Source organism: Pseudomonas sp. 2024-210, assembly GCF_045062345.1.
Lineage (GTDB): Bacteria > Pseudomonadota > Gammaproteobacteria > Pseudomonadales > Pseudomonadaceae > Aquipseudomonas.
Genome location: NZ_JBJGEJ010000001.1, coordinates 130258 through 148548, shown reverse-complemented (window position 1 = coordinate 148548; position 18291 = coordinate 130258). Strand labels below are relative to the sequence as shown.

The following is an 18291-nucleotide window of genomic DNA, read 5'->3' as shown; positions in this document are numbered from 1 at the left end:
TGTGAGGGGGCGTTTTATAAATCAAACAAGTCGCAGTCGACTATTATCCAGAGCATCTCTCACCTGTTCTGCAATAACAGTAACTGGGACTGCCCACTTCATACTGCTATCAGGATCAGTGATCATTGCAAGCTTGTCGCTACTGGCGCTTAATTCCAGGCGTCGACGCTGATGGGCGATTTGCAAATCACTGTCAGCAAGGCTGGTCAGTTTTTCCGCAATAGAACGGCTGAGCCCATAACTTGAAATTAAATGATTAACTGTGGTGTGAAAAAGTTTCTGGTCATTCCCTATGTGTCGAGCATGGTGGCGCTTTAGAAACATAAGTGCAGACTGTTGAATATGTTTATGTGTATTAATGTCTGAATGGTTAAATGTCATAACCTAACCCCTACGGCTTCTTCGGCCGGTTGTTTAGTGGGCAGTGCAGCTTGGCGCAGTTCCCTGTTAACGCAGGGAAGATGAACATTGGGGTTTGGCATACCACTTGGAGAGAGCTCATGGGTCATTTCAAATTCGGCCCTGACAGACCAGCCGCAGGCTTCTGTGGTGCATTGTAAATAGGCCACACGTAAGAAAATATGCCGACCCTCGCTGGTACGAATACGCATTTTGCTTAGGCAGTGCGGACAAACCATTTTGTAGGTACTCATGATTGACTCCAATTGAACTAGCGTTGAGTGCTCTTTTAAACAAGCAAATTAATTTCAAAAAAAGACCAATCCGTTGATCCTGCCTCGGTTCAGGTGTATGTAGGTTTTGGATAGCTTTACGTGAAAAGTGCGCCTTTTTTACTTCGTGTGTAAGGAAAATAGAAATGGTTGAGCGAATTCTTCGCGTATTTTAAGATTCTTGGATGTTTTCCTAGTTGTATTTTTTTTCCGACTTTTTATTTCTGACGTATTAAGTTGCATATCGACGGTCTTAAAAGTATTCATTAAGCGTAAATTCTGCCGAAAAACTCAGTAAAGTCAAATTGGAATAATTCAAAGTGAGTAACAAAAAATCTATTGAAATACTCGGAAGATTGAAAAAAATAATTCAGGTAAAGACAGATGCGGGTCTTTCTGAAGCCCTTGGCGTTAGCCCGCAGACACTCAGTAGCTGGAAAGGGCGTGACAGCATTCCCTATTCCATATGCATAGAATTAGCCCGGGAGCGTGGTATTTCTCTTGATTGGCTGTTGGCTGGACGAGGAGAAATGTTGTTGCCATTACATTCAGACCCTTTCACTTGCACCCACACCCTCGCGGCTCATGAACAAAAAATGTTGGTAATGTTTCGTGTTCTGGAAGCTTCGGATCAGCGCAATATTTATAAACTTGTTGAGGATAAGCGCCACCTTCAAGAGTTAACTAATCGTGTTGAGGAGTTATCTGCGCGCCTGGAAATTTTGATAAGTCACGCGTGACTTATCTAGGGCCCTTGAAACGACGTAAGATATCTGCTACGTCGGTTACGATAACCCATTTCATTATTTTTATGCTGATGGGGATAACGACCAGTGCGCAAAAAAAGGCGGTAGCACCTGCTGAAAAACCCGTCAGGTGAGGCAGCGCCACAGGTGTAAATAAATAGCCTACACAGGCGCTCAGAAGAAATGACCCGAGTTGTTTCCAGGCTTTCATGTCTCGACGTGTGCCCGTTGCTACCCAGGATCCCAGACAGGCTCCAAATATCACTTCGTTATCGATGATAGTGACGAAGATGTTCAGTGTCGCATCGAACAACCAGTGATGAGTGAGGTCAACTATTTCAATCGTCATAATGTCGCGCCTCACCCGTTGAAAGGCTCTTTTTTCTAAACGGATCTGGCGCGCAAGTTCTTCCGCATTCTGCCACTCTAACTAAATGGTAGAGCTCAGTCGCCGTGGCTATTTCAACCGCATTGAGGTAATGAGTGACGAGTATTGAACAATTGTTGAACGTGGGTGCGGGTACGTCATTTAAATGCACAAAGCCTTGTTGGCGTAATTTGAATCGCCAGGCGGCCAGCAGTCGATGAATTTTTGATGTCGCACCCATCATGGCTACTTTAAGCCGTGCCTCACTAATGGCAGAGCTTAATGTGAGTACTCGCCGTAACTCTGCCAAATCAATGGCCGGCCAAAACGTATCATCACCGCGGTAGTGAGAGGAGGGCGTGACAGCTGTATGTAGGGTCATGACAATGTCCTTTGGCTAGGTTTGCAAGTCCCGGTCAGGGCAGTAGAGGCATGCCGAATTTAATGGCTTTTAATACGGCAGCATGGCGCGACGTAACGCCAAATTTGACCCGCAAGTTGGCAATGTGAAAATTGATCGTTGTTTCAGAGCGATTCAATATGATTGCCATTTCAGCGCTGGTTTTACCCAAGGCGCACCAGCCCAGTATTTCCTGTTCTTTTTGAGTGAGCCTTGGCATTAATGATTGGGGAGTGTCGGCTATAGACGTGCTACCGGACTTAGGGTGTGAGAAGTATTTCATAGGTGTCCTTTGCTTCAGCTGTTGTGTAGAGCAAGAAAGCTCTGGAGCTTTAAAAATAATCGCTCTTATGCCACGTCAACAACGAAACAAGGTTGTAGGAACGTCATTCACATGTTGTGAATTTTCCTACGATAAGTTGGGAGATAAGCTTACCGAGAATCGGCCCGCACCCAGTATTTAAATAAGGGCTCCGCCAGAAATAAGACGAAGAGCAAACGCATGACTTGCAAGGCTGTGACCAAAGGAACTGAAAGTTGCAGCATCTCTGCAGTCAGGCTCATTTCTGCGATGCCACCGGGCATCATGCCGAGTGTCATGGAGCGCAAATCCAGTTGGGTCAGGCTGCTTAAACCCACTGCGCACAGACCCGCGATCAGCATGGTCATCGCGGTACCCAATAAAGTGCGGCCTATGAATGAAGGTGCTCGACGGAAAAAAGCCCTGTTGAAGTGGCAACCCAGCCCGCTGCCTATCAGCCACTGAGCCATTTGGCTGCTCCCCTCGGGCAGGCCGATATGTAAATCCCACGCAATGCTTACACTGGCGCTGACCAAGAGTGGGCCGAATAACCAGGGATTGGGTTGACGCAAGCGCTGCCATATCCAGGCCATGAACGCACCAGCAGGAAACAACAGGGCTAACCAGTAGACATTGACCGGCGCGGTTTGCAGGGCAATGGCTCCATCGCCGAGCCAGTACTTGAAGGCGGCTGGAATACAGAGCACTACAGTCAGTACTCTCAGACTCTGTCCTGCGGCAACACGGCTTAAAACGGCGCCATTGCGCGCACCGAGATTAACCATTTCGCCCGAGCCACCGGGCATGCTGGAGAAGAATGCAGTTGCACGGTCTTCACCACTTTTGCGCATCAGCCACACACCAATAATGCTCGACGCGCTTGTGAGCAGCGCGCCGATAAAGATCAGTCCAAAATGCGCCAGCACTTGCTCCATGACCATGGGGGTAAAGTGCAAGCCAATAGCGATGCCGATAATCCATTGTCCGCATTTACGGCCGCCTGGAATTTCCTCCAACTGCCAGGGCGTCAGGCAGCGTACGAGGATGATGGCGAGTAAGGAACCGACCATCCAAGGCAGTGGCCAACCGATCAGGCTGGCGAGATAGCCGCCGGCCAATCCGGTCAGCGGCGTCCCCCACCAGTGCTTGAGCCCGTGTTCAGGCATGATTCAAAGCACGACGTTGCGCACTGTGTTTACGCCAGATACGGAGTAAAGGCATCAATAACATGATGATGGTCAGCCCCCACACGCCCATAGTGATAGGGCTGGCCCACAAGATTTCCAGCGCACCGTTGGAAATGGACAATGCGCGGCGCAGGTTCTGTTCCATCAAGCCGCCCAGAATAAAGCCCAGCAGTACGGGGGAAAGCGGGAAATCGAGCTTACGCAGGATGTATCCAAAGATGCCAATACCGATCATCAGGAATAGATCGAACGTGGTTGCATGCACGGCATAGACACCAATTGCCGTGATGATCGCAATCACAGGAACCAGCGCCCAATTGGGAACGGACAGGATGCGGGTGAATAAACGAATCATCGGGATGTTGAGGATCACCAGCATAATATTGGCAATGAACAAGGACGCGATAAGGCCCCATACGATGTCGGGTTGCTGTTGAAACAACAGCGGGCCAGGGGTGATGTTGTACAGCGACAGTGCGCCAATCATCACCGCCGTAGTACCAGACCCCGGCACACCTAATGTCAGCATCGGTACGAGCGCGCCGCACGCCGAAGCGCCAATGGCGGTTTCGGGTGCCGCCAAGCCGCGCATGTCGCCTTGACCAAAGGTGCCTGATGTTCCGGCCAGACGTTTTTCAGTCATATAGGCTACGGCACTTGCCAGGGTGGCTCCTGCGCCCGGCAGTACACCCATGATGAACCCGAGCAAACCGCAACGTATGTTCACGACAAAGACAGAAGACGCTTCCTTGAAGTTGAACAGCATGCGACCTGTCGCTTTTACGGCTTCCTGTCCGCGGTGGGTTTTTTCCAGCAGCAACAGAATTTCACTGATCGAGAACAAGCCCAGTACCAGCACGACAAACTGAATGCCGTCAGTCAAATGGATATTGTCCCCTGTAAAACGGTAGACGCCGCTGTTCGCATCGATACCCACTGCCGACAAGAACAATCCGATCAGCGCGGCGATAAATGTTTTAAGTGGACGATCTCCCGCCATGCCGCCTAAACAGACAATGGCAAATACCATGAGTACGAAATATTCGGCCGGGCCGAAGGCTATCGCCCATTTGGCCAGTAGGGGCGCAAAGAGCACCATCCCGCAGGTCGCAATAAAGGCGCCAATGAAGGAACTCCAGGCTGAAAGCGAAAGCGCCACACCTGCCAACCCTTTACGGGCCATTGGATAACCGTCGAGGGTGGTCATGACAGTCGAGGCTTCGCCCGGTATGTTCAGCAAGATTGAGCTTATGCGACCGCCGTATTCACACCCCAGATACACGGCAGCCAGCAAAATCAGGGCGGACTCGGGGGGTAAGCCCAGAGCAAAAGCGATTGGAATCAGCAGCGCGACGCCGTTGATGGGCCCAAGCCCTGGCAGTAATCCGACGACGGTGCCGATTAATGTCCCACACAGCGCGGTGATCAGGTTGTAAGGGCTGAGCGCGACCCCGAAGCCTTGACCTAAATAGCTGAAAGTATCCATATCAGTTCTCCAGAATGTCGAGCAAACCCAGCGGCAGCTGAACTTCCATTGCTTTATCGAACAGCAGATAAAGGCCGATGCTGATCAAGCTGACGACCACGATGCTGGGTAACCACCGGCCGCCATACAGGCGTGCCATGGGGATGCCGATGAGGATGCTGCTCAGGATAAAACCCAGGGGTTCGAAAGTGCCGGCGAACACCAGCAGCAGTAAGACACATAGAGCAATCTTGGTCAGGGTTTGGCGATCGAGTTTCGGGTCTTCTTCGCTATGCACCACAGGAGATGGGCGAAAGATCATGTAGATCAAGCCAACTCCCATCAGGGCAAGCATCAGTAAGGGGAAGGCCCGGGGCCCTACAGGTTCGTAAGAAAAGGCGGCCTGATAGGGCCATGCCATCGCTGCCAGTCCCATGCAGACGAGCAGCAGCGCCGCAGCAAAAATGCGTTGTAAGAGCATGGTGCACTCCAGGGCTGCGCCACATTGAATAATGAGCGCAGCCTGCGATCAGCGAAGGTTACTGAATCAGGCCGAATTCTTTGGCCAGCGTTTTGTAATCTGCGACCTGTTTCTTTATGTAGGTATCCAGCTCGGGGCCGGTCATGGCAAAGGGAAACAGTTCGCGCTGATCGCGCAGTTTGGCGAAGTCTTCTGAGGCCAACAGGGTGTCGAAAGAGGCTTTCCACCACGCGTAGTCTTCATCACTGACTTTTGGCCCGAGATAGAAACCGCGCACCACCGGCCACACAATGTCGTAGCCTTGTTCTTTAGCAGTGGGAATGTCTTTCATGTCCGGCTCATCCAGACGGTCCTGCGAGAACACTGCCAAGATGCGCATATCACCGCTCTGGATATGGGGCATGGAGTCGGAGATGTCAGTGCTGCCTACCTGAATGTGGCCGCCTAGCAACGCCGTGGCGATTTCGCCGCCCCCTTCGAGGGCCACGTAACGCAAGTCGCGAGGGTTGATGCCGGCTGCTTTGGCAATCAATGCCGTTTGCATCCAGTCTTGACTGCCCACGGTGCCGCCGGAACCTATAACCACCTTGCCAGGGTCTTTTTTCAGGGCTTGAACCAGATCATCGAGATTCTTGTAGGGGGAGTCGCTTTTAACTGCAATGGCTCCGTAGCTCGTGCCGACGGCCGCTAGCCAGCGGACGGCGTTTTCATCGAAACGCCCGAACTTGCCTTGGGCAAGGTTAAGCAGAGAGCCACTTGACCACGCCACGATTGTGCCCGCATCACCGGGGCGTTGCGCCACGACGGCGTTATAGGCCACTGCTCCCACGCCTCCGGGCATGTAAGTCACGCGCATTGGTTTGCTGAGCAGTTTTTCACTGACCAGCGCGCTTTGCGCCAACTTGCAGGTCAAGTCAAAACCACCGCCGGGTGAAGCCGGAGCGATACATTCCGGGCGGTTAGGTTCAGCCATTAATTGGCCAGCGAGCAGCATGCAGCTGGCAGCAAGTGCTACAGAGCGCAATGAAAGATTCATGTTGTCTCCACAGGAGTTATTGTTTTTAGGGGGCAATGACGTTATTCGTCAGCCAAAAACGCTTGCGTCAGGTTTCGCTCATTCAAGAGGGCAACGTCAGGGAGATAGGAGCGATTGAGCAAGAGGGGGGGAAGGCTTTGGCGCTGAAAGCAGGCTTTAACATATGAGGTGCTCCGTTATTATTTTTATTCGTCGAAAACGCTTCGAGGCGTTTTTCTGACCGTAACACTTACAGCGTGTGAAATTGTTACTGTTGGTTTCTTGATCCTAATCCCCCAACCTTTCGCTAACCTTTCAGTGGGCAGGCACTGTTTTTTGCCCTTCACAAGCGTCTCAGCGTCTGTAAACTCCGCACAAAAATAATGAGGCAATTTTCATGCGTGTTCTTTTGGTCGAAGATCAGTTGCAGTTGGCCGAGAGTGTGGCTCAAGCCCTGAAAACACAGGGTTTGAACGTCGATGTGCTGCACGATGGGGTGGCTGCCGACCTGGCGTTGAGCAGTGAAGAATATGCCGTGGTGATCCTTGATGTCGGACTGCCACGTATGGACGGGTTTGAGGTACTTGCACGTATGCGGGCGCGTGGCAAGAACCTCCCTGTATTGATGCTGACAGCGCGCAGCGACGTACGTGACCGCGTTCACGGGTTGAATCTGGGCGCCGATGATTATTTGGCCAAGCCGTTTGAGTTGACGGAGCTGGAGGCACGGGTCAAAGCCTTGTTGCGGCGCAGCGTGATGGGGGGCGAGCGTCTGCAGGAATGTGGGGCGCTGGTCTACGACCTGAGTACGCGGCGTTTTAGCCTGGGTGATGAAATGCTCAATCTCACTTCTCGTGAGCAGGCCGTGCTGGAAGCCTTGATCGCAAGGCCCGGCAGAGTGATGAGCAAAGAACAATTAGCCGCGCAGGTCTTTGGCCTGGATGAAGCAGCGAGTGCTGACGCCATCGAGATTTATGTACACCGGTTGCGAAAAAAGCTTGATGGTCATTGCGTGGCGATTGTGACATTCCGGGGGTTGGGTTATTTACTGGAAAGTCGCGATGCTTAAGCTCGACAGCTTGCGCTGGCGCTTGCTGTGGAACCTGACATTGATGCTGGTGGTGTTGATGCTGGCCAGCAGTTTGAGTGCGTATTACAACGGCCGAGAGGCTGCCGATACGGCGTATGACCGAACGTTGCTGGCATCAGCCCGCACCATTGCTGCTGGCCTTTCGCAGCGCGATGGCAGCTTGAGCGCCGATGTTCCCTATGTTGCCCTCGACACGTTTGCCTACGACAGTGCGGGCCGTATCTACTATCAGGTCAATGATATTCATCAGCGCCTTATTTCTGGCTATGAAAATTTGCCCGCGCCACCCTCCGGTACGCCCCGCACGGATGACTATCCGGCCTTGGCGCGTTTTTACAATGGCCAGTATCAAGGCCAGAACGTGCGTGTGGTGAGTCTGCTCAAGGCGGTGAGTGAGCCAAACATGAATGGCATGGCGGAAATTCGGGTGGCCGAAACCGATGAGGCGCGTGTTGCGATGGCTCGCAGCTTGATGGCTGACACGTTACTGTGTTTGGGTATGTTGGGGTTGGGCGCATTACTGGTGGTATGGCTGGCCGTCAGTGCCGCTTTACGACCGCTGGAACGCTTGCGGCGTGCCGTTGAAGAGCGTGAGCCGGATGACCTCACGCCGTTGCCGCAAGTGGCGGTGCAGCGTGAGTTGCGACCTTTGGTGCAAGCGCTCAACCACTTTACCGAGCGTTTACGTGGGCAGTTTGAACGTCAGTCGCAATTTATTGCGGACGCGGCACACGAGTTGCGTACGCCTTTAGCCGTCATCAAGGCCCGCCTTGAGTTGGGTTTGCGCGCCCATGATCCTGCGACCTGGCGTAGTACGCTGGAGCAGGCCGTGGAAGGGACAGACCGATTGACCCACTTGGCCAATCAATTACTGTCACTGGCTCGAATCGAGAATGGTGCGCGAGCGATAGCCGAAGGGGGCGCTCAGAGGCTCGACCTCAGCCAACTGGCCCGGGAGCTGGGCATGGCCATGGCCCCTTTGGCGCATGCCCGGGGGGTTGCGTTGGCACTGGAGGCCGATCATCCGGTCTGGCTGCGTGGCGAGCCGACATTGCTCAGTGAGTTATTGAATAATTTGCTCGATAACGCGATGGCGCATACGCCCACAGGCGGCAATGTGATCTTGCGAGTCACACCGCAAGCGGTGCTGGAGGTCGAGGATGACGGGGCAGGGATTCCCTTTGAAGACCGCGAACGGGTGTTTGAGCGGTTTTATCGACGCAACCAGCACGTGGCTGGATCGGGCCTCGGGTTGGCGATTGTGGGTGAGATTTGTCGCGCACACAGGGCACGCATCAGCTTGCATGATGGAGAGCAAGGCGGGTTGAAAGTACGCGTCAGTTTTGTCCAAACGAACGGTGCGCGGGGCGGCGAGGCAGATGAAGGAAGGTAGACCTTGCGGCCTGCCTTAAATAAACATTGCGCGCGCGGTGTTTAATTCGCTCAGCAACTGAGGGCTGTCAGCGTCTATCCCCAATTTTAAAAAGGCAGGCAGGACGCTCAGTTCGCGTCTAAGTACGGTCTCGCACCGTTGCGAACACAGAAGCGTCGCGATTTGCACCAAGTCGATATAGTCGAGGTGTTCTGAATTTCGACTGAAATCGAGGTATTGACCCGGCAGCTTTACCAGCATTTCCGGAAACTCCCAGACGGCGAGCAATTTGTCACCAATCAACGGGTGGATGCATTCAATGACGTGATTGAGTGAAACCGGATCCGAAAGCAATTCGTTGTGGTCTTCGGCATAAGTCAGGATCGGCAGCACACCGATTTGATGAACCAATCCGCCCAGTGCTGCCTGGTCGGGTTTAAGTGAGGTATAGCGCCGGCACAGGGTGTAGCAGATACCAGCAACTTCCAGGCTTTCGCGCCAGACTTCACGCATTTTTTGTTCGACCACTTCCGAGCGGGCATGGAAGATTTGCTCCATGACCAGCCCGATTGCCAAATTGCTGCTGTAGTTGATGCCCAGGCGAGTGATGGCAGTGTGCAGGTCAGTCACCTCATAAAGCGATCTTAACAGGGGACTGTTGACGACTTTAATCAGGCGCGCAGTCAATGCGGTATCACGACCGATGACTTTACTCAGATGACTGACGCTGATTTCAGGATTTTCTGCTGCCTTGCGGATGTTTAACGCCACTTCCGGTAGCGTCGGCAAAACCAGGTCATCCTTATCGATGGCCTTAATCAAGTCCATTTGGACTTTGTGCGCCAACATGCTCATTTCTGTTCTCTACCGTACCGCGATTCAAAGTGTGGCAATTAGCGCTGGATCTCTCGATCGCGGTCCAGGGTGTAAGGCAAGTCAAGCACCGTCAGCTTTGGACCTTGCGCCTCACCCACATGAATCTCGCCTGCTTCAACGGCATCAGCGGTCAGAACGGCGAGTAATTCAATGCCTTCTTCTGCGTAGGCGCCAACCACCACTTCGCCTACCGCACTGTTGTGATCAGGGGCAAAAAGGGGCGTTCCAGGGGGCGGTAGCTCAGTGGAGCCGAGCGACAGGCGGTACATGCGACGCTTGAGTTTGCCCAGGTACTGCATGCGCGCGACGATTTCCTGGCCGGTGTAACAGCCTTTTTTGAAGCTGACGCCGCCCACTGCTTGCAGGTTGAGCATTTGTGGAATGAACAGTTCGCGGGTTTCAGCCATGACCTGACCGATGCCGGCGCGAATCTGCCCGAGCAGCCATTGATTGAGATCGGCTTCAGTCAGTTGCGTTTTGAGGCGCTGTGAAAGGTCTTCGGACTGTTCGGCCGGTGCCCATAATTCAGCCCGTTCATGAGAGGCACGAATGGCAATCAGACCGTTGGCCCGGACCACACTGTCAGTCTCGGCTGGCAGATGTATTCCCAGGCTGCTCAGTGCTGCGTCAGCTTTGTAGAGGCCGAAACGCGTCCAGCGGGCACTGTCATCGGTCAGTTTTGATTTAGAGAATACCGCGTATTTTTTCAGGTCTGCCAGCTGAGGCTCAACCAGCTCGCGCGCCATTGCCAACAGGCAGCCCTCAGGCTCAAGGACGATGCGAAAGCTGGACTGCATCCGGCCTTTTTGCGTGCACCGGGCACCCAGGCTTGAGCGGGTTTCACTCAGGTAATTGAGGTTACAGGTCAATTGGCCCTGCAAGAACTTGCTGGCGTCGTTGCCGATAACAGCGAGAACGCCTTCGTGAGACAGGGTGCAGAAAAAAGCAGAGTCGGCCATGAGTCATCGCAGGTAATAAAGTCTGGGACACATCATAGAGGGGCGATCCGCAAATGGGTAGTTCACAAGGATCAACGATGAGCGACCAAAGCCGACTGTTCTAGAGTGGATCGGCCTGTATACTTGCGTTCTATTTGTTGAGGAACGCTCCATGGTCGAAGATGTTGAACTCAATCGTCTCTACTGGCACAGCCGCCGCGGCATGCTCGAACTTGACGTTCTGCTGGTGCCTTTCGTCAAGGAAGTGTATGCCACCCTTAATGATGTCGACCGCGAAGGCTATCGCAAGCTGCTTGAGTGCGAAGACCAGGACATGTTCGGCTGGTTTATGGAACGCTCGGAGTCTGAAGATCCGGAGTTGCAGCGCATGGTTCGCATGATTTTGGACCGTGTCCAGCCCAAGTAATTATTTCGAATGCCGCTGGCAGGCCTCCGGGCAGTTGCTGGCGGCGTATCTTGCAGCCCAGTCGCTGGCGCTGATCGCAAATTGCCTTCTTGCTATTCCCGTCTGGGCGCACATGCTCACAGCCCTTTTGTGTTTGGCGCATGGGCTTTGGACGGTGCCCAGACATATCACGCTGACCCACTCAAAGGCGTTCAGTGCAATGCGTTGCGATGCACAGGGTTGGCAATTGTGGAGTCGTGGCGCGGGTTGGCAAACCATGCAACTGCGTCGCGACAGCCTTGCGTTGCCTTTTGTGGTGATTGTGCGCTTCAGATTGAGCGGCGAGTGGCGTGTTCGGGCTGTGTGTATTCCCAATAACGCGCTGGCGCCGGATCAGCACCGGCGTTTGCGCGTACGACTCAAGTTCAGCCGGCGTAGGTGGTTGGCACCAGAATAGTATCGAGCGCATCGGGCAGCATCTGCGGGTAGTCGAGTGTGTAGTGAAGGCCTCGTGACTCTTTCCTCGCCATTGCGCTGCGGATCATCAACTCAGCAACTTGTGCCAAATTACGCAACTCGATCAGGTCGCGGCTGACTTTGTAGTTGCTGTAAAACTCGTCAATTTCGTCCAGTAACAGGCGCACTCGATGCTGTGCACGCTGCAGGCGCTTATTCGTTCGCACGATGCCAACGTAATCCCACATGAAACGGCGTAACTCATCCCAGTTGTGAGCAATGATCACGTCTTCGTCCGAGTCGGTGACCTGGCTGGCATCCCAGCTCGGCAATGCTGACGGGATGGCGATGTGTTCCAACTGGGCAAGGATATCCTGGGCGGCAGACCGTGCGTAAACGAAGCATTCGAGCAGTGAGTTGCTGGCCATTCGGTTGGCGCCGTGCAACCCGGTGAAACTGGTTTCACCAATGGCATACAAACCCGGAACATCGGTGCGGCCATAGCCGTCGACCATCACACCGCCACAGGTGTAGTGCGCCGCAGGCACCACTGGAATCGCCTGTTGAGTGATATCGATAGAGAATTCCAGGCAGCGCTCATACACCGTCGGAAAGTGGGTTTTGATAAACGTACTGGGTTGATGGCTGATATCCAGGTACACGCAGTCAATGCCCAGACGTTTCATTTCGTGGTCGATGGCGCGGGCCACTATATCGCGTGGGGCCAATTCGCCTCGCGGATCGAAGCGGTGCATAAAACGCTCACCGTTGGGCAGTTTGAGGTGAGCACCTTCGCCACGCAGGGCTTCGGTGATCAAAAAGCTTTTGGCTTGAGGGTGATACAGGCACGTTGGGTGGAACTGATTGAATTCCAGATTGGCCACGCGGCAGCCTGAACGCCATGCCATAGCGATGCCATCACCGCAGGCACCATCGGGATTGCTGGTGTACAGGTACACCTTGGCGGCGCCGCCCGTGGCCAGTATGGTGAAGCGCGAACCAAACGTGTCCACTTCACCGCTCGTGCGGTTGAGCACATAAGCGCCCAGGCAACGATCGCCTTCAATACCCAGTCGCGGTTCGGTAATCAGGTCAACGGCCACGCGTTGTTCGAGCAACTCAATATTGGGTCGCTGGCGAGCCTGATCGAGCAAGGTTTTGAAGATCGCCGCGCCGGTTGCATCGGCAGCGTGGATAATTCGGCGATGACTGTGGCCGCCTTCGCGGGTGAGATGGAACTCAAACCCCGGATGGTCGGGGTCGGCAGGTTCGTCACGGGTAAACGGCACACCTTGATCGATCAGCCATTGAATCGCCTCTCGGCTATGCTCAACGGTGAAGCGCACCGCATCCTCATGGCACAGTCCGCCACCGGCGTTGAGCGTGTCTTCGACATGCGACTGTACGGTATCGGTATCGTCCAGCACGGCAGCTACGCCACCTTGCGCCCAGAACGTCGAGCCATTGGCCAGATCGCCTTTGCTCAGTACAGCAATGCGCAGGTGTTCGGGCAATGTCAGGGCCAGGCTCAAACCAGCAGCGCCGCTGCCAATCACCAGCACATCATGTTGAAAATGTTGGCTCATTCTTCTGACGTCCGCAAAAAAAGCGCCCACTAGTATATAGAGGGGGGGATCGGCACAATAGCCGGGCCTTGGTGGCATTTCGAAAGTACAGCGGGGGGCAAGTGTGCCTCAGACTGGAAGCGCCTGCATGTCGATTTGTACATATAATCGGCATGGTCTCACAGGGTGAATCAACGGGTGACCTTCTCCCCACGTCTAGAAGATGGGGTTTGGTACGAGACTTTTTGAACTTTTCTGATCGCCAAGGGTTCCATAGAGGGTTGTCCTTCATGGAGGAAAACAGCGCCGCAGTGCAGCAAGGTTTGTGTTTCGACCTGAAATGTACGCGCTGGCGACAAGATTATCGACGCAGCCGGGCAGGCCCGAGCTGTGTTTTTCGTGCGTGCCAAATTCGAGTGCGCAGGAAACTTGCCAAGGGGGAGAGAACTTTTGTGTAAAGCCCGAGTCTATGTTTGCAAGCCTGATCAATTAGCAAAGCAATCTTCCTCTCGGTCTTATGAGGAGTATTCATGCTAACCCAGGAAGAGGATCAGCAACTGGTCGAACGCGTACAGCGCGGCGACAAGCGAGCTTTTGATCTGCTCGTGTTGAAGTATCAACACAAAATTCTCGGGTTGATCGTGCGTTTTGTGCACGACACCCATGAAGCCCAGGACGTCGCTCAAGAAGCTTTCATTAAAGCTTACCGGGCACTTGGTAATTTTCGCGGTGATAGCGCCTTTTACACATGGCTCTATCGCATCGCCATTAATACGGCGAAAAACTACCTGGTGTCACGGGGTCGTCGTCCGCCCGATAGTGATGTGAGTTCTGAAGACGCTGAATTTTATGATGGGGATCACGGTCTCAAGGATCTGGAGTCGCCGGAGCGCGCTTTGCTCCGTGACGAGATTGAGGGCACGGTCCACCGCACCATTCAGCAACTGCCAGAAGATTTGAGAACCGCGTTAACTTTACGTGAGTTTGATGGTCTGAGTTACGAGGACATTGCGAGCGTCATGCAATGCCCGGTGGGTACCGTGCGCTCCCGGATTTTCCGCGCTCGGGAAGCCATTGATAAAGCCCTGCAACCGTTGTTGCAGGAAAACTGAGACAGCGGCTACAGCCAAGAGAGGAACCGCCATGAGTCGTGAAGCCCTGCAGGAATCGCTGTCCGCGGTGATGGATAACGAAGCGGACGAACTGGAACTACGTCGGGTATTGAATGCCTTTGACGATACACAAACACGTGATACTTGGTCTCGTTACCAAGTGGCCCGTGCGGTCATGCACAAGGACTTGCTAGTTCCGCGTCTGGACATCGCATCTGCCGTTTCGGCCGCTTTGGCCGAAGAGCATACCCCAGCCAAAGTTGTGCGGGGTCCGTGGCGCAGTATTGGCCGTCTGGCCGTTGCTGCTTCGGTCACCGTCGCTGTGTTGGCGGGAGTACGCCTGTACAACCAGGACGACATCGTCGGTGCTCAACTTGCTCAGCAAAGCAGTCCGCAAAGCGTGACTACGCCTACTGTCAAAGGCCCAGCAGTACTGGCCAACTACAGTGAGAGCGCCGAGCAGGGCACCGGCCCGATGGCCAATGGTGTGCTGCAAGGTCAGCCGGGCTGGCAAGATCAGCGTCTGCCGGGTTATCTGCGTCAGCACGCTCAGCAGGCTGCTATGAAAGATTCCGAAAGCCCTCTGCCTTATGCACGTGCTGCAAGCCTGGATAATCGTTAAGGAACATGATGCGCGTTCTACCTCTGTTACCTCTTCTGCTCAGCGGCTGGTTTGCCGTTCCTGCCCAGGCGGATGAAGCCTTGGACTGGCTTAAACGTCTTGGGCAGGCTGAGCAACAGCAAAGCTATCAAGGCACTTTCGTCTACGAGCGTAATGGTAGTTTTTCTACCCATGGTATTTGGCACAGCGTGCTGGATGGCAAAACGCGCGAACGGTTGATGCAACTGGATGGCGCTGCTCAGGAGGTAGTTCGCAGTGATGGACGCACCGCGTGTGTCGGTGGCAAGACGATTTCCGGACTAGGCAATGTCAGTGTTGCCGCAACGCGCAAGTTTGATGCGCAAAAGTTGATTAATTGGTATTCAGTGGCCAAGACAGGGGACTCGCGGGTTGCCGGTCGGGCAGTTGAAGTGATCACCTTGACCCCGCGCGATCAGCATCGTTACGGGTTTGAGCTTTATCTGGACAGCGAAACCGGTGTGACCCTCAAGTCCTTGCTGCTCAATGACAAAGGGCAATTGCTGGAACGCTTTCAGTTCGCCACGTTTGAGCCTTCTGCACCCGACGAGAGCCAGCTTCAGCCTGTAGGCCGATGCCTTCCCGTGGTTGCCTCCAACACCTCTGCGACTGCGCTCAAATCATCCCACGTCTGGCATTCGGACTGGTTGCCTTCGGGTTTTGAGCTGGTCGGTAGTTCTGTTACCCGAGATCCTCAGACCAAATCCGAAGTGACTAACCTGTTGTATGACGATGGCTTGACCCGTTTCTCGGTCTTTCTTGAACCGTTACTTGGTGCTTCGGCTCCCGACAGCCGCTTGCAACTGGGTCCAACTGTTGCCGTTTCACGGCATCTCACCAGCCCGGACGGCGATATGATGGCGACCGTGGTAGGCGAAATTCCAATGGGCACCGCGGAGCGTATCGCGCTGTCCATGCGCTCAGGCGGTGTGCCTGCTCAGGCCAAACCTTAGGGCGGTCAGACATGGCAGGTGACAATTTCAGTTTGCCAATCTGTTATCTTTTTATGAAGGTCAGAGTCCTGAAAGGCTTTGGCCTTGTTTGTTTTCGGGGGGCTGAAAAACGGTCTATGCTTTGGCCTTGGTTTTTGGTGCCTGCCGCTTAACTTTGCTGCTAATAACGGGAGCTGTATGTCGATGCCTCGATTGAAATCTTATTTACCCATTTTTGCAGCCGTACTGATGCTCGGGCAGGCAGTGCCAGCCTTGGCTGAGGCACAGCTACCTGACTTCACACAGCTGGTTGAGCAAGCTTCGCCGGCGGTGGTGAACATCAGTACCACGCAAAAACTTCCGGATCGCCGTATTTCCAGCATGGGCCAAATGCCTGACCTGGAAGGTCTGCCACCCGGCCTCCGTGATTTCTTTGAGCGCAGCATCCCACAACCGCGTGGCGGCCAGGGCGGACGGCAGCGTGAAGCACAGTCGCTGGGGTCGGGATTTATCATCTCGCCGGATGGTTACATTCTGACCAACAACCATGTGGTGGCCGATGCTGATGAAATCATCGTGCGCCTGTCCGATCGCAGTGAAATGAAAGCCAAGGTTATCGGCACCGATCCGCGCTCCGATGTTGCCTTGTTGAAAATCGATGGCAAAAATTTGCCTGTCCTGAAACTGGGCAAATCTCTGGACCTTAAAGCGGGTCAATGGGTCGTGGCGATCGGGTCTCCGTTCGGTTTTGACCATACCGTGACCCAAGGCATTATCAGCGCAATCAATCGCAGCTTGCCGAATGAAAGTTATGTGCCTTTTATCCAGACAGACGTGCCAATCAACCCGGGTAACTCGGGTGGGCCTCTATTCAATCTGGCGGGCGAAGTGGTCGGCATCAACTCGCAGATCTACACCCGTTCAGGTGGTTTTATGGGCGTGTCTTTCGCGATTCCTATCGACGTTGCGATGGATGTTGCCAACCAGCTAAAGGCGGGTGGCAAGGTTAGCCGCGGCTGGCTGGGCGTGGTTATTCAGGAGGTCAACAAGGATCTGGCCGAGTCATTCGGTCTGGAAAAACCGGCCGGTGCGCTGGTGGCTCAGGTGCTTGATGACGGTCCGGCAGCTAAAGGTGGTCTGCAAGTGGGCGACGTGATTCTGAGCATGAATGGTCAGCCAATCATAATGTCTGCTGACCTGCCGCACCTGGTCGGCGCACTCAAGGCGGGCAGCAAAGCGAGCCTTGAAGTCGTGCGTGACGGCAAGCGTAAAACCCTTGACTTGACAGTGGGTGCTATCCCTGACGAAGGCAAGGAAATGAACGCGCTCACCGGTGCCGAGCAAAGCAGCAATCGTCTGGGCGTGTCTGTGGCGGACTTGAGTGAAGAGCAGAAGAAAGCCAACGACATCAAGGGCGGCGTCATCATCAAGGATGTTCAGGACGGTCCAGCGGCCTTGATCGGTCTGCAACCGGGCGACGTGATCACCCACTTGAACAACCAAGCCATCAACAATGCCAAGGAGTTCGCTAATATTGCCAAGGCATTGCCGAAAAACCGTTCGGTATCGATGCGGGTTCTGCGTCAGGGCCGTGCCAGCTTCATTACCTTCAAGCTGGCTGAATAGTTGATGCTCATGCATAACCCGTAGCACGTGCATTAGGCTACGCAAGGAAAAGCCCGTATCGAAAGATGCGGGCTTTTTTCGTTTGATCTATTTTTTCCGCTTGGGAATGCGCACCAATTGAGTGTTGGAATACAGGTCATGCCAGGTGCGCTTTTGTTTGTTAAACAGCGACCAAAAAAAACCCAGCCCTAAACACAGCCATGAGCCAATCGCTACGATAAACCGCAGCAAAGCTTGCCAAAGGCTGATGGCGGTGCCGTCCGCATTCTGAACCCGCACGCCCCAAACCTGCATGCCCAGGGTTTGCCCTGAGTGAGTCCAGAACTTGGCGAAGAAGGCGAACAGAACAAAAAATAAAATCGTAGAGAGCAAGGGGTCGCCATCCAAAGCACCGGATTCTGACAGTGCGCGCATTTTGGCTTCGCCGATAAAGCCCATCATGACCAGCTTGTAAATGAAGGTGGTGACAATCAGCAGAGAGGTACACAGTAAAGCGTCATAGAAGATGGCTGCCAGGCGGCGGCCCAAACCAACGGCAGGAAATTCGCCTTGGGGGCTAAGCGGTGGATTTGACATGGCAAGCTCGCTGTAAGGTAAAAAGCAATCTTACGAAATTGCGGCCATAAAAAAGCCTCTGATGTCAGT

At 53.9% G+C, this 18291-nt stretch carries 22 protein-coding genes; 9 read left to right on the top strand and 13 right to left on the bottom strand.

What is annotated here, in order from left to right; all coding sequences use genetic code 11:
- Positions 1-21: 21 nt before the first annotated feature.
- Together ACI7MX_RS00705 and ACI7MX_RS00700 are read right to left on the bottom strand one after the other, a co-directional pair.
- On the bottom strand, positions 22-381 hold the full coding sequence (locus ACI7MX_RS00705; protein ID WP_405586310.1) for a hypothetical protein: 360 nt from the start codon (positions 379-381) through the stop codon (positions 22-24).
- The gene (locus ACI7MX_RS00700) at positions 378-653 is read right to left on the bottom strand and encodes an ogr/Delta-like zinc finger family protein (protein ID WP_314489416.1); all 276 of its coding nucleotides are present in this window, start codon (positions 651-653) and stop codon (positions 378-380) included. Before ACI7MX_RS00700 ends, ACI7MX_RS00705 begins: the two co-directional genes overlap by 4 nt.
- Positions 654-991: 338 nt before the next feature.
- Here ACI7MX_RS00700 and ACI7MX_RS00695 point away from each other — a divergent pair, with 338 nt between their 5' ends.
- Positions 992-1411, top strand: a complete 420-nt coding sequence (locus ACI7MX_RS00695) for a helix-turn-helix domain-containing protein (RefSeq protein WP_314489414.1) — start codon at positions 992-994, stop codon at positions 1409-1411.
- 1 nt (position 1412) lies between these two features.
- Here the strand turns inward: ACI7MX_RS00695 and ACI7MX_RS00690 are convergent, their stop codons facing one another.
- The 7 genes from ACI7MX_RS00690 to ACI7MX_RS00660 all read right to left on the bottom strand — a co-directional run bounded on the left by ACI7MX_RS00690 (position 1413) and on the right by ACI7MX_RS00660 (position 6654).
- Positions 1413-1766, bottom strand: a complete 354-nt coding sequence (locus tag ACI7MX_RS00690) for a putative holin (RefSeq protein ID WP_314489411.1) — start codon at positions 1764-1766, stop codon at positions 1413-1415.
- Positions 1756-2166, bottom strand: coding sequence for a head completion/stabilization protein (locus ACI7MX_RS00685; RefSeq protein ID WP_405586314.1), 411 nt, complete (start codon positions 2164-2166; stop codon positions 1756-1758). The genes ACI7MX_RS00690 and ACI7MX_RS00685 overlap by 11 nt, the downstream gene beginning before the upstream one ends.
- 34 nt (positions 2167-2200) lie before the next feature.
- Positions 2201-2467, bottom strand: coding sequence for a helix-turn-helix domain-containing protein (locus ACI7MX_RS00680; protein ID WP_314489406.1), 267 nt, complete (start codon positions 2465-2467; stop codon positions 2201-2203).
- 149 nt (positions 2468-2616) lie between these two features.
- A complete protein-coding gene (locus ACI7MX_RS00675) occupies positions 2617-3651 on the bottom strand; it encodes an AbrB family transcriptional regulator (protein ID WP_405586317.1) in 1035 nt (344 codons plus the stop codon).
- Positions 3644-5158: a tripartite tricarboxylate transporter permease gene (locus ACI7MX_RS00670; RefSeq protein WP_314489403.1), complete on the bottom strand. Its 1515-nt coding sequence runs from the start codon at positions 5156-5158 to the stop codon at positions 3644-3646. The genes ACI7MX_RS00675 and ACI7MX_RS00670 overlap by 8 nt, the downstream gene beginning before the upstream one ends.
- 1 nt (position 5159) lies before the next feature.
- Positions 5160-5618 carry a tripartite tricarboxylate transporter TctB family protein gene (locus tag ACI7MX_RS00665; RefSeq protein ID WP_314489400.1) on the bottom strand — a complete coding sequence of 153 codons (459 nt, stop codon included), beginning with the start codon at positions 5616-5618 and terminating at the stop codon, positions 5160-5162.
- Positions 5619-5676: 58 nt separating this feature from the next.
- Positions 5677-6654: a Bug family tripartite tricarboxylate transporter substrate binding protein gene (locus ACI7MX_RS00660; protein WP_405586321.1), complete on the bottom strand. Its 978-nt coding sequence runs from the start codon at positions 6652-6654 to the stop codon at positions 5677-5679.
- A 376-nt stretch (positions 6655-7030) separates the two neighbouring features.
- On the opposite strand from ACI7MX_RS00660, the gene ACI7MX_RS00655 reads away from it, so the two are divergent.
- Positions 7031-7702 (top strand): response regulator, encoded by a 672-nt coding sequence (locus tag ACI7MX_RS00655; protein WP_314489395.1) that lies wholly within the window; start codon positions 7031-7033, stop codon positions 7700-7702.
- Positions 7695-9116 (top strand): sensor histidine kinase N-terminal domain-containing protein, encoded by a 1422-nt coding sequence (locus ACI7MX_RS00650; RefSeq protein ID WP_405586323.1) that lies wholly within the window; start codon positions 7695-7697, stop codon positions 9114-9116. The genes ACI7MX_RS00655 and ACI7MX_RS00650 overlap by 8 nt, the downstream gene beginning before the upstream one ends.
- Before the next feature lie 15 nt (positions 9117-9131).
- On the opposite strand, the gene ACI7MX_RS00645 is transcribed toward ACI7MX_RS00650, so the two are convergent.
- Both ACI7MX_RS00645 and ACI7MX_RS00640 read right to left on the bottom strand, forming a co-directional pair.
- Entirely contained in the window at positions 9132-9950 is an 819-nt protein-coding gene (locus ACI7MX_RS00645) for an HDOD domain-containing protein (RefSeq protein WP_314489387.1), read from the bottom strand.
- Between the two features lie 38 nt (positions 9951-9988).
- A complete protein-coding gene (locus tag ACI7MX_RS00640) occupies positions 9989-10930 on the bottom strand; it encodes a YgfZ/GcvT domain-containing protein (protein WP_405586326.1) in 942 nt (313 codons plus the stop codon).
- Between the two features lie 151 nt (positions 10931-11081).
- On the opposite strand from ACI7MX_RS00640, the gene ACI7MX_RS00635 reads away from it, so the two are divergent.
- On the top strand, positions 11082-11336 hold the full coding sequence (locus ACI7MX_RS00635) for a succinate dehydrogenase assembly factor 2 (protein ID WP_314484911.1): 255 nt from the start codon (positions 11082-11084) through the stop codon (positions 11334-11336).
- Positions 11320-11772 (top strand): protein YgfX, encoded by a 453-nt coding sequence (locus ACI7MX_RS00630; RefSeq protein ID WP_405586329.1) that lies wholly within the window; start codon positions 11320-11322, stop codon positions 11770-11772. The genes ACI7MX_RS00635 and ACI7MX_RS00630 overlap by 17 nt, the downstream gene beginning before the upstream one ends.
- On the opposite strand, the gene nadB is transcribed toward ACI7MX_RS00630, so the two are convergent.
- Positions 11741-13357 carry an L-aspartate oxidase gene (nadB, locus tag ACI7MX_RS00625; protein ID WP_314484905.1) on the bottom strand — a complete coding sequence of 539 codons (1617 nt, stop codon included), beginning with the start codon at positions 13355-13357 and terminating at the stop codon, positions 11741-11743. The genes ACI7MX_RS00630 and nadB overlap by 32 nt on opposite strands.
- 509 nt (positions 13358-13866) lie before the next feature.
- Between nadB and rpoE the strand changes: the two genes are divergently transcribed.
- From rpoE to ACI7MX_RS00605, 4 genes are all read left to right on the top strand, one after another.
- Positions 13867-14448, top strand: a complete 582-nt coding sequence (rpoE, locus tag ACI7MX_RS00620) for an RNA polymerase sigma factor RpoE (protein ID WP_003172477.1) — start codon at positions 13867-13869, stop codon at positions 14446-14448.
- 31 nt (positions 14449-14479) lie between these two features.
- A complete protein-coding gene (locus tag ACI7MX_RS00615; protein ID WP_314484903.1) occupies positions 14480-15070 on the top strand; it encodes an RseA family anti-sigma factor in 591 nt (196 codons plus the stop codon).
- An 8-nt stretch (positions 15071-15078) separates the two neighbouring features.
- On the top strand, positions 15079-16041 hold the full coding sequence (locus ACI7MX_RS00610; protein WP_405586334.1) for a MucB/RseB C-terminal domain-containing protein: 963 nt from the start codon (positions 15079-15081) through the stop codon (positions 16039-16041).
- Positions 16042-16218: 177 nt separating this feature from the next.
- Entirely contained in the window at positions 16219-17646 is a 1428-nt protein-coding gene (locus ACI7MX_RS00605; protein ID WP_405586337.1) for a DegQ family serine endoprotease, read from the top strand.
- Between the two features lie 87 nt (positions 17647-17733).
- On the opposite strand, the gene ACI7MX_RS00600 is transcribed toward ACI7MX_RS00605, so the two are convergent.
- Positions 17734-18222, bottom strand: a complete 489-nt coding sequence (locus ACI7MX_RS00600) for an RDD family protein (RefSeq protein ID WP_314484896.1) — start codon at positions 18220-18222, stop codon at positions 17734-17736.
- Positions 18223-18291: the final 69 nt, after the last annotated feature.